The organism is Nocardia grenadensis (assembly GCF_050942415.1).
Classification (GTDB): domain Bacteria; phylum Actinomycetota; class Actinomycetes; order Mycobacteriales; family Mycobacteriaceae; genus Nocardia; species Nocardia grenadensis.
The window spans coordinates 5,033,618-5,047,302 of sequence record NZ_CP192054.1 but is presented as its reverse complement, the minus strand read 5'-3'; the positions used below and the strand labels follow the sequence as shown (position 1 = coordinate 5,047,302).

General features: G+C 66.8%; 13 protein-coding genes and 2 pseudogenes. 5 read left to right on the top strand and 10 right to left on the bottom strand.

Annotation, left to right across the window (positions count from 1 at the left end; genetic code table 11):
* Positions 1 to 364 precede the first annotated feature (364 nt).
* From ACQPYS_RS23175 to ACQPYS_RS23155, 5 genes and pseudogenes are all read right to left on the bottom strand, one after another.
* Positions 365 to 775, bottom strand: a complete 411-nt coding sequence (locus ACQPYS_RS23175; RefSeq protein ID WP_433490823.1) for an arsenate reductase ArsC — start codon at positions 773 to 775, stop codon at positions 365 to 367.
* Positions 776 to 787: 12 nt separating this feature from the next.
* A pseudogene (locus ACQPYS_RS23170) lies at positions 788 to 1,443 on the bottom strand (arsenate reductase ArsC).
* On the bottom strand, positions 1,443 to 1,895 hold the full coding sequence (locus ACQPYS_RS23165) for a low molecular weight phosphatase family protein (RefSeq protein ID WP_433490822.1): 453 nt from the start codon (positions 1,893 to 1,895) through the stop codon (positions 1,443 to 1,445). The pseudogene ACQPYS_RS23170 and the gene ACQPYS_RS23165 overlap by 1 nt, the downstream one beginning before the upstream one ends.
* Positions 1,892 to 2,983, bottom strand: a complete 1,092-nt coding sequence (gene arsB, locus ACQPYS_RS23160; RefSeq protein WP_433490821.1) for an ACR3 family arsenite efflux transporter — start codon at positions 2,981 to 2,983, stop codon at positions 1,892 to 1,894. The genes ACQPYS_RS23165 and arsB overlap by 4 nt, the downstream gene beginning before the upstream one ends.
* Entirely contained in the window at positions 2,980 to 3,357 is a 378-nt protein-coding gene (locus ACQPYS_RS23155; protein ID WP_433490820.1) for an ArsR/SmtB family transcription factor, read from the bottom strand. Before ACQPYS_RS23155 ends, arsB begins: the two co-directional genes overlap by 4 nt.
* 163 nt (positions 3,358 to 3,520) lie before the next feature.
* Between ACQPYS_RS23155 and ACQPYS_RS23150 the strand changes: the two genes are divergently transcribed.
* The 4 genes from ACQPYS_RS23150 to ACQPYS_RS23135 all read left to right on the top strand — a co-directional run bounded on the left by ACQPYS_RS23150 (position 3,521) and on the right by ACQPYS_RS23135 (position 5,509).
* Entirely contained in the window at positions 3,521 to 4,036 is a 516-nt protein-coding gene (locus tag ACQPYS_RS23150; RefSeq protein WP_433490819.1) for a MarR family winged helix-turn-helix transcriptional regulator, read from the top strand.
* A 36-nt stretch (positions 4,037 to 4,072) separates the two neighbouring features.
* Positions 4,073 to 4,696, top strand: coding sequence for an MFS transporter (locus tag ACQPYS_RS23145; protein WP_433490818.1), 624 nt, complete (start codon positions 4,073 to 4,075; stop codon positions 4,694 to 4,696).
* Positions 4,697 to 4,762: 66 nt separating this feature from the next.
* Positions 4,763 to 5,020, top strand: coding sequence for a MerR family DNA-binding protein (locus tag ACQPYS_RS23140; RefSeq protein WP_431939986.1), 258 nt, complete (start codon positions 4,763 to 4,765; stop codon positions 5,018 to 5,020).
* A gap of 264 nt (positions 5,021 to 5,284) precedes the next feature.
* Complete coding sequence (locus tag ACQPYS_RS23135; protein ID WP_433490817.1) at positions 5,285 to 5,509, top strand: TetR family transcriptional regulator C-terminal domain-containing protein; 225 nt, start codon at positions 5,285 to 5,287, stop codon at positions 5,507 to 5,509.
* A gap of 803 nt (positions 5,510 to 6,312) precedes the next feature.
* Here ACQPYS_RS23135 and ACQPYS_RS23130 read toward each other — a convergent pair.
* Together ACQPYS_RS23130 and ACQPYS_RS23125 are read right to left on the bottom strand one after the other, a co-directional pair.
* Positions 6,313 to 6,804, bottom strand: coding sequence for a GNAT family N-acetyltransferase (locus ACQPYS_RS23130; protein ID WP_433490816.1), 492 nt, complete (start codon positions 6,802 to 6,804; stop codon positions 6,313 to 6,315).
* Positions 6,805 to 6,871: 67 nt separating this feature from the next.
* Positions 6,872 to 7,235: pseudogene (locus ACQPYS_RS23125) on the bottom strand (transposase); the annotation flags it as partial.
* 149 nt (positions 7,236 to 7,384) lie between these two features.
* Here ACQPYS_RS23125 and ACQPYS_RS23120 point away from each other — a divergent pair.
* Positions 7,385 to 8,587: an IS256 family transposase gene (locus tag ACQPYS_RS23120; protein WP_433493109.1), complete on the top strand. Its 1,203-nt coding sequence runs from the start codon at positions 7,385 to 7,387 to the stop codon at positions 8,585 to 8,587.
* 313 nt (positions 8,588 to 8,900) lie between these two features.
* Here the strand turns inward: ACQPYS_RS23120 and ACQPYS_RS23115 are convergent, their stop codons facing one another.
* From ACQPYS_RS23115 to ACQPYS_RS23105, 3 genes are all read right to left on the bottom strand, one after another.
* Positions 8,901 to 9,581, bottom strand: a complete 681-nt coding sequence (locus ACQPYS_RS23115) for an IPT/TIG domain-containing protein (protein ID WP_433490815.1) — start codon at positions 9,579 to 9,581, stop codon at positions 8,901 to 8,903.
* 236 nt (positions 9,582 to 9,817) lie between these two features.
* Positions 9,818 to 10,072 (bottom strand): IPT/TIG domain-containing protein, encoded by a 255-nt coding sequence (locus tag ACQPYS_RS23110; protein ID WP_431939982.1) that lies wholly within the window; start codon positions 10,070 to 10,072, stop codon positions 9,818 to 9,820.
* 401 nt (positions 10,073 to 10,473) lie between these two features.
* Entirely contained in the window at positions 10,474 to 13,590 is a 3,117-nt protein-coding gene (locus ACQPYS_RS23105; RefSeq protein WP_433490814.1) for a BTAD domain-containing putative transcriptional regulator, read from the bottom strand.
* Positions 13,591 to 13,685 lie beyond the last annotated feature (95 nt).

The following is a 13,685-nucleotide window of genomic DNA, read 5'->3' as shown; positions in this document are numbered from 1 at the left end:
GTGGCTTCGCGCGGTTTCGCATAATCTGGCCGCAGTAGTTTTCCGATCGGGCGGTATCGACGAGCAGCGATACCGGCAGTGACCGAAATGGTGCACCGGTCCTCGGTCACGGGTCAGGCACCGGAACACCCCGGTGCCCACGGCCAGGACAGTGATAGTTACGGCCGCGATGACCCCTGCCCGAGCCGTGTCGTGCCCGGGGCCGATCAAATACACCGACCACCAGCACACCACCGGCGCCAGCATCACCACCCCGGTGCCGAGGATCTCCGCGCGATACCGTGCAGCCGCTCGGTTCCAGGCGCTCGGCGCGGGCTCGGCACCAGCCATCACGCTCCTCGATAATGTTGTGCGGGAGAGATTTTCAGGCGTGTGCGGGCAACAGCTCGGCGATGAGCGCCTCCACCCGCGTACGGATCTGGTCACGGATCGGGCGCACGGCCTCGACCCCTTTCCCGGCGGGGTCTTCCAGGTCCCAGTCGCGGTAGCTGATACCGGGGAACACCGGGCAGGTGTCCCCGCAACCCATGGTGATCACCACATCCGAAGACTCCACGCCGTCTGCTGTGAGGATCTTCGGGGCCGCGGTGGTGATATCGATGCCGACCTCGGCCATGGCCTGCACCGCAGCGGGGTTGAGACGGTCGGCGGGCGCGCTGCCCGCGGAGCGGACCTCGATCGCACCGCCTGCGAGGTGGGCGAGGAAACCAGCGGCCATCTGGGAGCGCCCGGCATTGTGGACGCAGACGAACAACACACTCGGCTTATCGGTCACGACAAGGGCCTTTCAGACGGTGGGGACGCCGAGTTCGGCGAGCAGGGTACGGACTCGGGTTTCGATCTCGGCGCGGATCGGCCGGATGGAGGCCAGCGGGGTCGGGCAGATCCCAGTCCTCATACCGGCGGCTGGGATACACCGGGCACGCATCGCCGCAGCCCATAGTGACGATGGCATCGGCGGCTTTCAGGATTTCCTCGGTCCACGGCTTCGGATATTCACCGGTGACATCGATGCCGAACTCGGCCATCGCCGCCACCGCGGCAGGATTGACCTGCTCACCGGGTTCGCTATCGCCGGACCAGGCGATGGCGTGTTCGCCGGCGAGGTGGGTGAACAGACCGAGTGCCATCTGGAGCGCCCGGCGTTGTGGGCGTACAGGAACAGTACGGCCGGGGTACCGGTGTGGGTGAGGCCTTCGACCTTGGCCGAAGCGTGCAGGCGTTGGCGAGCGAACCGTTCGGCCAGCAGAGGCAGGAAGTTCACGATGGTGGCGCGGCCGACGAACTGTTCGTAGGAGGAGTGCAAGAACGCCTCGATGGTTTCTGTACCGAAGGTGCCGTCGAACTCACGCTGCCACCGGGTCGCCGCGGTTTCAACGCCACGTGCTGGTCGATGGACAGGTCCGCACGCAACGCGGTCAAGGGAATCGGGGATTCGGTCATCACAAGATCCGATGCTCGAGAGGTGTATGGGGTAAAGGATGGTCAGGGGGAAGCAGTTCGGGCAGCAAGACGTCGACGTGGGTGGCGATATCGTCGCGGACCAGCCGCATCCGCTCGACCCCGTCGATACCGCGCAGCGACGGTTCATCGATGTCCCAGGTCCTGACCTCGATATCGGCGGCGGTATCGAGGCGGGCTTCCCGGCCGAGGACCACCACCAGGTCCACCGCGGTCAGGAGGTGCGGATCGACCGGTTTCGGGGCCTCCCCGGCGAGATCGGTGCCGAGTTCTTCCACGGCCTGCACCGCGAGCGGGTTCAATCCCGAGCCCGGGTCGGTGCCGGCCGAATACACCGTCACCCGATCCCCGGCCGCCCGGCGCATCAGGGCGGCGGCCATCTGGGATTTACCGCTGTTGCGGACGCACGCGAACAACGCCGACGGTGTGCTCACCGGGAACCCGCCTCGACCGGGACGATAGTGGTGTCGCGGAAGCGGTTGCGTAGCGCCAGGGAGACGTAGACGAGGGCGACCAGGACCGGCACCTCGATGAGTGGGCCGACGACCCCGGCCAGTGCTTGGCCGGAGGTGGCGCCGTAGGTGGCGATCGCGACTGCGATGGCGAGTTCGAAGTTGTTGCCCGCCGCGGTGAACGCCAGCGTGGTCGTGCGCTCGTAGCCCAGGCCCAGGACCGCGCCCAGCAGGAAGCCGCCACCCCACATGATCGCGAAATACGCCAGCAGCGGCACCGCGATCCGGACTACGTCGAGGGGCTGGGAGGTGATGCGTTCGCCCTGCAGCGCGAACAGCACCACGATGGTGAACAGCAGCCCGTAGAGCGCCCACGGCCCGATCCGCGGAATCAGGGTCGTTTCGTACCAGTCGCGGACCTTGGCGCGTTCCCCGAACCGGCGGGTCAGATAGCCCGCGAGCAGCGGGATGCCTAGGAAGATCAGCACCGACTTCGCGATCTGCCACGGGGAGGTCTCGATCGTGGTTTGCTCGAGGCCGAGCCATCCGGGCAGCACCGAGAGGTAGAACCAGCCCAGGACCGCGAACATGATTACCTGGAAGATCGAGTTCAACGCGACCAGCACCGCGGCGGCTTCCCGGTCCCCGCAGGCCAGGTCGTTCCAGATGATGACCATCGCGATACAGCGGGCCAGGCCGACGATGATCAACCCGGTGCGGTATTCGGGCAGGTCGGGGAGTAGTAGCCAGGCCAGCGCGAACATCAGCGCCGGGCCGAGCAGCCAGTTCAACACGAGCGATCCGACGAGGAGCCGGCGGTCGCCGGTGACGGTGTCGAGGCGGTCGTAGCGGACCTTGGCCAGCACCGGGTACATCATGATCAGCAGCCCGATCGCGATCGGCAGCGAGATCCCGTCGAGTTCCACTGCGGCCAGCGCCTGGCCAAGGGAGGGGATCGCCCGGCCCAGCACCAACCCGGCCGCCATGGCGACTCCGATCCAGATCGGCAGGAAACGATCGAGTGTGGACAGCTTGCCGACCACGCCGTGCTCGATGCCGGTGGCGCTCATGCGTTCACCCGGGCGGTCTCGCCGCTCTCCATCAGCAGCGCCTCGGAGAGTTGCTGCAAGGCCTGCGGAACGACCCGGTAGTACACCCAGGAAGCGCGGCGTTCGCTGGTCAACAACCCGGCAGAACGCAGCACCTTCAGGTGGTGGGAAATGGTCGGCTGGGTCAGGTCGATGCCCTCGGACAGGTCACACACGCACGCTTCCATCCCGGCCCGCGAGGCGATGGAGCTGAGCAGCCGCAACCGGACCGGGTCCGAGAGCGCCTTGAACGCCGAGGCCAACCCGGCCGCCGCATCCGGTGTCAGGGGCCGGCGCACCCGGGGTGCTGGGTCACATGCCGAGACCGGGATCACCGGCAACTGCGGTTTAGACATGAATCGATATTGACAGCCATCTATGTCAGGAGCCAAATGAACAGCAGGTGAACATCCCGGTCCCGGTCAAGTCTCGCGACTCGATTAAATAAAGCCTTTGCGTAGCGCTTTCTGGTAGTTATCACATTGACATGGCTATTTATAAAGCTTTAGCTTGGTAAAGATGGCATCTGAGGTTGAGTTCAGGGCGGCTGACATAGTGTTGGCGGAATCGGTGCGGTGGGCGGTTTCGCGGTTTTCGTCGCGGTTGCGGGCCGAACAGCCCGGCGGTGATAGGCCGTTGACGCGTTTGGGGGCGTCGGTGCTGGCGAACCTTGCGCACAGTGGTCCGTTGACGGCGTCGAAGCTCGCGGCGATCGAGGGGATGCAGGTTCAGTCGTTGACTCGGGTGTTGAACGAGCTCGACGGGTCCGGCCGGATCCGTCGAGCGCGCAGCGCGGTCGATGCCCGGCAGCACGACATCGTCATCACCGAGGCGGGGCATGAGGCCTTGCGGGAGCATGTGCGCGACGGGAACCTATGGTTGGCGGCCGCACTGCGGGACTCACTGACCGATGCCGAACGCTCAGTGATCGAGATCGCGGCCGGACTGCTGCGCACTGTCGCCGAATCGACGCTCGCCACCGGTGTCCCAGCGGCCGCGCCGGTGCGTGGCGACGGTGCGGTACCGGCCCTGTGACCGCTGAGCGCACCGGCTGCCACGGCGAGGCTGCCGGTGCGGCGGGGTCGGTTGCTGGTGGTACTGGCCGGTCTCAGTGGTGCGGCGCCGTTGGCCACCGATATGTATGTGCCCGCGCTGCCGGAGCTGGCTCGCTCTTTGGGGACCGATACTTCCGGTGCTCAGGTGTCGCTCACCGGTTTCCTGGTGGGGGTGATAGCCGGCCAGTTGGTGTTGGGGCCGCTGAGTGACGGGTCCGGTCGGCGGCCGGTGTTGCTGTCGGGGGCGCTCGGGTTTGCGGTGTTGTCGGTGGTGTGCGCGCTGGCGCCGACGGTGGTGGTCCTGGATGCGGCGCGGTTCGATCAAGGCGTGGCCGGGGCGGCGGGCATCGTGGTGTCTCGCGCGGTGGTCGCCGATGTCTTCGACGATTATGACATCGCGGATGTGTTTTCGCGTCTGGGAGCCATCACTGCCGCCGCGCCGGTGCTGGCGCCGCTCGCCGGCGGTGCGCTGTTGCTGGTTTTGCCGTGGCGCGGAGTGTTTCTCGTTCTGGCCGTATTCGGATCGGCGCTGGCGGTGGGGGTGTGGTTCTGGATCCCGGAGTCGCTGCCACCACACGCGCGCCGCCCCGGTGGCATGGTCGCGGGTTACGGTCGATCTACGAGGTCGCTGGCACTATGAAGAAGTCGGATTGGTGATCCCTTCGGCGCGTTCGGCCGGCGGTTCCGCCTCTACACCACCACGGATGTGGAACGGCTGCTGGTGATCCGGCGCATGAAACCCCTCGGATTCACCCTGGCGGAGATGAAACAACTCCTCGACGCGTTCGAGGTACTGGACGATCCGGCGGCCACCGGCGAAAAACGCACGCAGGCCACGGAATTCCTTCGGCAGTGCCGTGAGCGAACCCGCGACAGTGCGGATCGGTTGCGCCGACATCTCACCTACGCCGAGGAATTCGGCGACTTGCTCACTGCCCGATCCGGCTGGGCAGGATCATCCTGATCGTCTGCGGCGGTCTCGATCCCGGTCTCCGCGATCGAGGTTCGCCGCGTCGATAGCGGGATCGAGGATGGAAAGTCGCAGTAGACCGGCCGGGATAGCCGCGGCGATCCCGGCGCGCCAACGCCGCCGCACCCAGCCCCTGTACCGTTCGCGCGCTGATCAGCCACGTCCCGGTCCCGGCCAGCCCACCGGCCAGGCTCGCCACGGTGAACAGCCCCAGTCCCGCCAGCACGCTCACCGACCCGGAGCTGGCCGCCGCACCATTTGCCGCCAGGATCGACCGCCTCGGGCAGCAACTCTCCGACACACTCACCCGGCGCCGCAGCCCAGGGAGACCTCGCCGCCGGGGCCGACCCACACCAGGAGGCCGCGCGGCTGGTCGCTCTCGCCAACGGCCTCGGAACCAGCGTGCTGGCCGGCCAGCAGAACATCCAGACCGCCACCGAACTCGTGCGCTACCACCTCGATCAACTCTTCCCGGCCGGCTGAACGCCGCCGCCGTCTGGTGGTGCTTCGCGGGCGTGGCGCCGACTCGAGTCGGCCCCCCCGATTACCCCGCGCTTTCATCGTCGATTTGACGTCGGCGTCAGGTGTCCGCCGGGAGGGCACTGCTCGTGGAGCCGAAGGGCGTCGCCGGTCGAATGGCCCTTTTTCCCTGCTCAGTCATCTGCACGGACATAACGGAGCTTCTCGGGCGCAGTGGTCGGGGATGCTGCATTGCCGCCGGTTGACTTGACGTTCTGACGACCGGTCATCGAGGGTCGAGTCTCTGTTGTGGAGTGCGTTCGGGGTAGTGCGGCGGGGAGGCCGTGCAGTTCGGTCCGGATGAGCTTTCCTCGATGCTCGCTGTAATTCGTTGCGGGCGGATATATTTCGCGGTTCTCGTAGCGGAACGATGCGGCTGTTCTCGTTGCCGTCGCCGGGGTGATCGTGACCGGTTCGGTCGGTGTCGGAGGTGTTTGTTTCTGCTGTCCGGGCAGTGTGAGCTGCCCGGACAGCGGGTTGTCTGCCGGGTTCCACGAGCCCGGAGGGGTGCCTTTCGGCTTTTGCTGGGACGGTTCGGTGCTGGTCAGGGGGCCGCGAGACGGGTGAACGCGGTGAGAGCCAGGCCAGCCCACCGGTGGTGAGCGGGTAGCCGCAGATGGAGTCGGCGGGCATGGCGAGCCAGCCGTGCCGGGATCGGAATAAGCGTGTCCGTAGTGTTTTTGCTTCCCATCGGCGTGCGGGATGCCCGGTCATGGCCAGCGTTTGCATCCAGGCCGTCAGATCCAGCGTAGCACTCGCCTCAGCAGTTATTCAGGGCGAATCTGCTTGTCCAGTTGCATCGATGAAACGCGGTATCCGTTGCGGCGGTATAACGCGATCGCCGCCTCATTGTCGCCCACCACGTTCAACCCCAACCTGGCGCGGTGCTCGCCGGCGACCAGAGCCTCTGCGGCGGCCAGAATCGCAGACCCGTAGCCTCGACGGCGGAAGCGTTCGAACACATTGATGTCGTACAGCCACGCGGAGTCCGCTGTGCCGGTCGTATCCTGCGGGTCGGGCCCGATCCACGCATTGCCCACGACCTCACCGAACTCGTTTTCGGCAACGACGAGGTGATGGCCCGGCGTATCGCGGCCATCTGGCAAGAAGTGGGCCGTACCTTGCCGTGATCGGTTCCACGCCTCCTCCTCGGGCATGAACTTGGAGAGTTCACGGGCGCCCTCGGCTTCACGATGCCGAGTAGCCTGCTCGTACTCCGTCTCCGTCATTTTCCTCAAGATCATCTTCGGTCCTTTCATGACAACATCTTCGGTCGGCCGGCGAGAATTTCAAGTGGTTTCAGGTGCGGATCGTTAAGAGGGTGCCTTATGTGGAGAGTTTCTTGTAGCAGGTCAGAGCTGCGGCGAGTTGTAGAAATGCTGCGAAGAGACGGCCGTGGCGTTCGTAGCGGATTGTCAATCGCCGGTATCCGGTCAACCACGCGATGGTGCGTTCGATCTTCCACCGATGCCGGCCCAACCTCGTGGGGTCCTCGATCCCACGCCGGGCGATACGAGGCACTATCCCGCGAGTACGCAGCCAGCGGCGATGGACGTCATAGTCGTAGCCCTTGTCGGCACGCAGTTTTGGCGGGTTTGCCACGACGCGGGCCACGGACCGACCGAATCCGCGGGATCGACTCGACCATCGGTTGCAGCATCACCGAATCGTGGGTGTTCGCGGCGGTGACGCGGGTGTCGGGAGTGTCTACTTAACGGCGGATCTCAATGATCAAGGGAGAGAAGCCAAGTGAGTGACACGGCAGCCGAGGACGAGACGGTGACCGCGCAGGCCGTCACATCTGGCGCAGCGGAGGTGTCGGATGAGCAGTTGATCGCGATGCTGGTCGATCGGGCCCGCACCGACGGTTTGCAGCTCAGTGGTGAGGGTGGTCTGCTGCAGCAGCTGACCAAGCGGGTGCTCGAATCCGCTCTCGAAGGCGAGGTCACCGACCACCTCGGCTATGACAAGCACGACCCCGTCGGACGCAGCAGTGGTAACAGCCGCAACGGCACGAGGTCGAAGACGGTGACCACCGACATCGGGCCCGTGCAGGTGAAGGTGCCGCGTGACACTGCCGGCACGTTCGAGCCGCAGATCGTGCGCAAACGCCAGCGCCGGTTGTCCGGGGTGGACGAGATGGTGCTGTCGCTGTCGGCCAAGGGCCTGACCCATGGTGAGATCAGCGCGCATCTGGCCGAGGTCTACGGTGCGGAGGTGTCGCGGCAAACGATCTCGATCATTACCGACAAGGTGATCGACGGGATGGCCGAATGGCAGAACCGGCCGTTGGACCAGGTGTATCCGGTCCTGTTCGTGGACGCTATCAACGTGAAAATCCGCGATGGGCAGGTCGCGAACCGGCCGATCTACGTGGCGATGGCCGTCACCGTCGAAGGGCACCGCGACATCCTCGGGATCTGGGCCGGTGATGGCGGTGAGGGTGCGAAGTACTGGCTGCACGTGTTCACCGAACTGAAGAACCGCGGCGTCGGCGACGTCTTGATGCTCGTCTGCGACGGTCTCAAAGGGCTGCCGGAGGCAGTCGAGGCGGTCTGGCCGAAAACAGTCGTGCAAACCTGCATAATTCACCTGCTGCGTAATAGTTTCCGCTATGCCGGCCGCCAGGATTGGGACAAGATCGCGAAAGCGTTGAAGCCGGTCTACACCGCGGCGACCGAGGACGCGGCCAGTGAACGGTTCCTCGAGTTCTCCGAGGCCTGGGGCCGCAAGTATCCCGCGATCATGAAGCTCTGGTCCGATGCCTGGGCCGAGTTCGTGCCGTTCCTGGCCTTCGACGTCGAGATCCGCAAGGTCATCTGCTCGACGAACGCGATCGAGTCGGTCCACGCCCGCATCCGCAAAGCCGTCCGCGCCCGCGGCCACTTCCCCAACGAGACCGCCGCCCTGAAGTGCGTCTACATGGCATTGATGAGTCTCGACCCGACCGGCAGGGGCCGGAAACGGTGGACCATGCGCTGGAAGGCCCCGCTGAATGCTTTCCAGATCGCTTTCGAAGGCCGCATGACTCCCACCAGCTGACAGTTATCGACAACCAAGATCAGCCGTTAACTGGACACACCCCGGTTCAGTATCGGGCCTGACCTTTTTGCCTTCACCAAGCTCCAGTTTATCCCCGATTTGGTCCCGAAATGGCGTTGAGGATGGTTCTGCCGTGTCCTGCCAGTGAAACAGTGTCATCTGATCCGGGTGTACGTCCGGACCGGGAGTCATTGTGGCAGGTGGGGTAGGTCCGCCAGTGTCTGAATTGCGTCTTCGTGCCGGGCGAGGAGTGAGATGCGGGCACACACCGAGCCGCCGGTGATAGTTCACCGGCGGCCCGATCAATCGATTGTCAGACTCCTGGAGCCGGCACGTAGGTGTAGGAGACGCCGTTGCTGGTTCCGCCCGGCGTGGTGACGGTCACCAGCACCGTCCCGGTTCCAGCGGGACTGGTGGCGACGGTCAGCGTTTCCGAGATACCGGTGAACGCCGCCGGTGCGGTACCGAAACTCACCTCGGTGGTGTAGGCGAAGTCCGTCCCGGTGAGTGTCACCGAATCTCCACCGATCTCGGGCCCGCTGTCCGGAACCACGGAGGTCAGGGTCGGAACCGGAAGGTAGGTGAAGAAGACGTTGTTACTGGTTCCTCCCGGTGTGGTGACAGTGACCTCAGCCAGCCCGGTCCCGGCCGGGCTGACGGCCGTGATCTGGGTATTCGAATCGACGGTGAACGATGCTGCCGGTGTGGCGCCGAAGTCGACCGCGGTGGCTCCGGTCAGATCTGTTCCGGTCAGCACGACCGTTGTGCCACCGGCTTCGGGTCCCAGGTCCGGGGCACCGGTGAGCAAGGTGGGGACGTCGACATAGGCATAGCCCAGAGCATTGCTGGTTCCGCCGCCGGTGGTGACGGTGACCTGCACCGTCCCGGCCACACCCGCGGGCGCGACGGCCGTGATCTGGTTGGCGGAATCGTGCGGTACACGGCGCAGGTGTGTGCGGGCGCGCGGACACTGCGGTGTAGGTGTCGTTGCCACTGAGCGGGCCGATCGGCCGTGGACGAGCGTCGCCGCTTACGCCGACGAGGATTGAACCGCCGGCGAAAACCCCTATGCCGGAACACCGAGGAGGTTCTGGAGGCCGCCGAAGGTGACCGGCAGGCCGCGAGCGCAGCACACTCGCGGTACCGCCGGCCACAACCGGCAATTCGAAGTCATCACCGAGGTGAGGATCTCGATCAGCCGTCACCCCGACCGCACCGCGATGGAGGCGGTCAGACGTAGGTGTAGGGCAGTGCGTTGCTGGTGCCGTCCAGCTCGATGGTGACGGTGACGTCCACCGTGCCCGTCCCCGTCGGGGAGATGGCGGTGATCTGGGTGTCGGAGTCGATGGTGAAGGTGGTTGCTTTGGTACCGAACCGCACGGTCAAGGGACCGACACCACTGAATCCGGAGCCGGCGATCACCACAGAATTGAAAGTCGTCGCCGGGCCGGAAGAAGGCGTCAGGGAGGTGAGAACAGCTGCCATGGTCGAACTCCAAGTCGTGATCGAATGAGAAGCCTTACCTTGCAACGGTTTCCGATCTTCACGGCGACCGCTACATCTCAAGTAAGCCTCCGGCGACGACATTTCGGCAAAGGATCCGGAGTCCGTTTTCGTCTGTTCTTGTCCGGTTTCGGTCCGGTGATTCGGCAGAGGGGCTGGTAAGGCCCGCTGCTCGCGGGCTATCCAGTCCTGCCGCTATCGCAAGCGGGGAGTAAAACAGGCGCTGGGCGCCAGGACGCGGTGAGCTGACCGCTCGGCCACCATGGCCGCCGTCTCCCTTGGACCGATGCATGCGTCACCGGGCTCGAACCGGTGTCGCACCCACATCACGCACAGCCGCGCATGAAAACCATCGGCGCCGCGGAACCGCTCACAACCCCGGGTCACTCGGCCGCGCGGATCGCCGCCGCGATGCGGTCCACATCGGCGCGTTCTTCTTCCGGCAGTGGCGCTCCCGCGGCGTCGCGTGCCGCGGTGGCGTCCGCCAGCAGAGACCTCGCCTGGTCGAAATCCCCCGCCAGGGCGGCGGCTCCGGCGAGTCCTTCCAGTGCGAGGGCGATCGCGCGGGGGTCACCGGTGCGCCGGGCCACCGCGATCCCCTCTTCGTGCAGCGCGCGTGCTTGTTCGGGATCGCCGCGCAGTTCGGCGATGAAACCGAGTTCGGCGAGGCTGTGGGCGAGGCCCGGCGCGTAGCCGACTTCGCGATTCCAGTCCAGGGATGCGCGAGTGTGGCGTTCGGCATCGTCGAGGCGGCCCGCACGCCGGGCGCCGATGCCGAGACCCACCTCGGCGAAGACCCGGCCGAGCTCGTGGCCCTGGCTCACCGACAGTTCGAGCGCGCGTTCGTGGAGGCGGCGTGCCTGGTCCAGATCGCCCGCGAGCAGGGCGAGCCGGCCCAGTCCGGACAGCATGTCGGCGACCTGCGGCCAGAGCCCGAGCTCCTCGGCCCGGCACAGACCGTCGCGGCACAGGCGAGCGGCTTCGGGGTAGTCGCCGATGATCTCGGCGCGGCGGGCGAGCAGCTCGGTGGCGCGCAGCTGTCCCCACCGATCGCCGAGTTCGGTGAACAACCGAGCACTTTCGGCGGCATCGCGGGCCATGGCGGGGAGGTCTCCGCGGAGCATGGCATGGTGCGCGGCGCTGCTCAGGGCCGCGGCGATGCCCCAGTGGTTTTCGGTCGCGCGGAATCCGGCGAGCGCGCGCTGCGCCAGCGTATCGCTGAGCGCCTGGTCGCCGCCGCCGAGCAGCACCTCGGCGAGCAGCCATTCGGCGAACGCGCGACCCGCCGGATCGTCCACCTCGTCGAACCCGGCCAGCCCGGTGGGCACCAATCCCGAACGGTCCGCGTCGCCGCCGCCGAGCAGCATCAACGCCGAGCGCCAGCCGTTGGCCCTGGCCCACAGTACGGGCGCGGCCTCGCGGGAGGTGGCCAGCGCCGTGTCGAGCAGCCGGACACCCTCGCCGATGCGGCCGCGCAGGAACCAGTACCAGGCCGTCGCGTCCACCAGCCGAAGCGCGACGATATGATCCCCGCGACGCGATGAATCCTCCACGGAAACACGCAGGTTCGCGTACTCGATATCCAGTACCGCGAGCCATTGGCGCTGCTCGACGCCGCGTAGCCGGTCGCGTGCCTGCTCGGCCAGCGTCGCGTAGTACGCGTTGCGCAGCTCGTGCACCGGGTCGGTCTCACCGGCTTCGCTCAGCCGCTCCGAGCAGTACAGCGCGACCGATTCCAACAGCCGGTAGCGCGGTCCGTCCTCGGTATCGATCATCGTGACGAGCGATCGGTCCACCAGCCGGGCGAGCAGATCGAGGACCTGCCCGCGAGGGAGTTCCCCGATCGCGCTGATGTACTCCGCCGCCGCCAGCCCGAAACCGTCGGCGTGTACGGAAAGGCGGCGCAGTACAGCCTGTTCCGGCTCGGAGAGCTGTTCCCAGCTCCAGTCGATCATCGCCCGCAGCGTGTGCTGGCGGCTCGGCCCGCCGCGGTGTCCGGCGACCAGCAGGTCGAACCGATCATCCATCCGGGCCGCCAGTTCCCGTACGCCGAGCGCCCGGACTCGCGCGGCGGCCAGCTCGAGGGCCAGCGGAATCCCGTCGAGTCGGCGACAGATGGTGGCGACGGCCGCGACGTTTCCCGCATCGAGGGTGAAACCGGGCGCCGCGGCCGTCGCGCGTGCGGTGAACAGGCGGACCGCGCTGAATCTCGGGAGCGAGTCGGGGCCGATATCCGCGGGAGAATGCGGTAACTCGAGTGGGGCGACCGGGTAGACGGCCTCCCCGGCGACGCCGAGTGGTTCGCGGCTCGTGGCCAGCACGCGTAGTTCGGCGACCGAGCGCAAGAGCCGCTCGGTGAGTTCGGCGACAACGGCCACCAGGTGTTCGCAGTTGTCGAGGACCAGCAGCACCCGCTTGCCGCGCAACGCGCTGATCAGCTGGTCGACCGGACCGGCCGGGGAGCGGACGTCGTCACGGATGCCCAGCACCGCGTGCACGGTGTCGACGATGGTCGCGCGCGCGGCGGAGGTCGCCTCGATCCCGGCCAGCTCGACGAACCACGCGCCGTCAGGGTGCTCGGTGAGCAGCGTGCGCGTCGCCTCGATCGCCAGCCGCGTCTTGCCGACACCACCGGGCCCGACGAGGGTCACCAAGCGATGCGCGCCGACCAGCATCCGCACATCGCGCGCTGCCTCGGCCCGGCCGATGAGGTCGGTGAGCTGGCCCGGCAGGTTCGTCGCGGTGGCCGACCGGGGTGTGAGCAGCGGGTTCTGCGCGAGGATCGCCCGGTGCACGGCAACGATCTCAGGACTCGGATCCACGCCGAGCTCGGTGCGCAATCGTGTGCGCAGGTCGGTGAACCCGGCCAGCGCGTCACTCTGCCGTCCGGCCCGGTACAGCGCCCACAGGTGCGCCGCGCGCAAGCGTTCGCGCAATGGATGTTCGGCGACCAACGGCGCCAACTCGCCGACCAGCCCGGCGTATTCGCCGAGTTCGAGCAGCGCTTCGGCCCGGGATTCCACCGCGGACAGTCGCAATTCGTCCAGCCGGGCGATCTCGGCTTCCGCGAACTCCGCATCGGCCACCTCTGTGAACGCGGGGCCGCGCCACAGCCCGAGCGCGGTGGTAATGGTATCGGCGCGCTGCCGGAGGTCCGGGTCGACGTGGGCGAGCAAGTCCTCGAAGCGGCCCGCGTCCACCGCATCGGCTGTCACGTCCAGGCTGTATCCCGCGGGCCCGGACACCACGAGGGCCCGCGCACGCGGTTCGGCGGCGGCCAGCGCGCTGCGCAGTTGCGAGATCTTGACCTGCAGCGCCGCCGCCGCATCCCGCGGAACCCGCCGCGGCCACAGCGCCTCGATGAGGCGATCGGTCGATACCGACCGCCCCCGATGTATCAGGAGCACGGCCAGCACCGTGCGCACCTGTCCGGCCGGGATCGTGACCGGCTCGTCCTGGTCTGTCCACACCGTCAAGGGACCGAGCACACCGAACCGCATGATCGTGACGATACGGGCTCGCTTTCCGGACCGTGTAGGGCGACTGTAGGCGCGGCGTAGGTCGCCCGGGCGAAGGTCGTGACGACAACGACCCG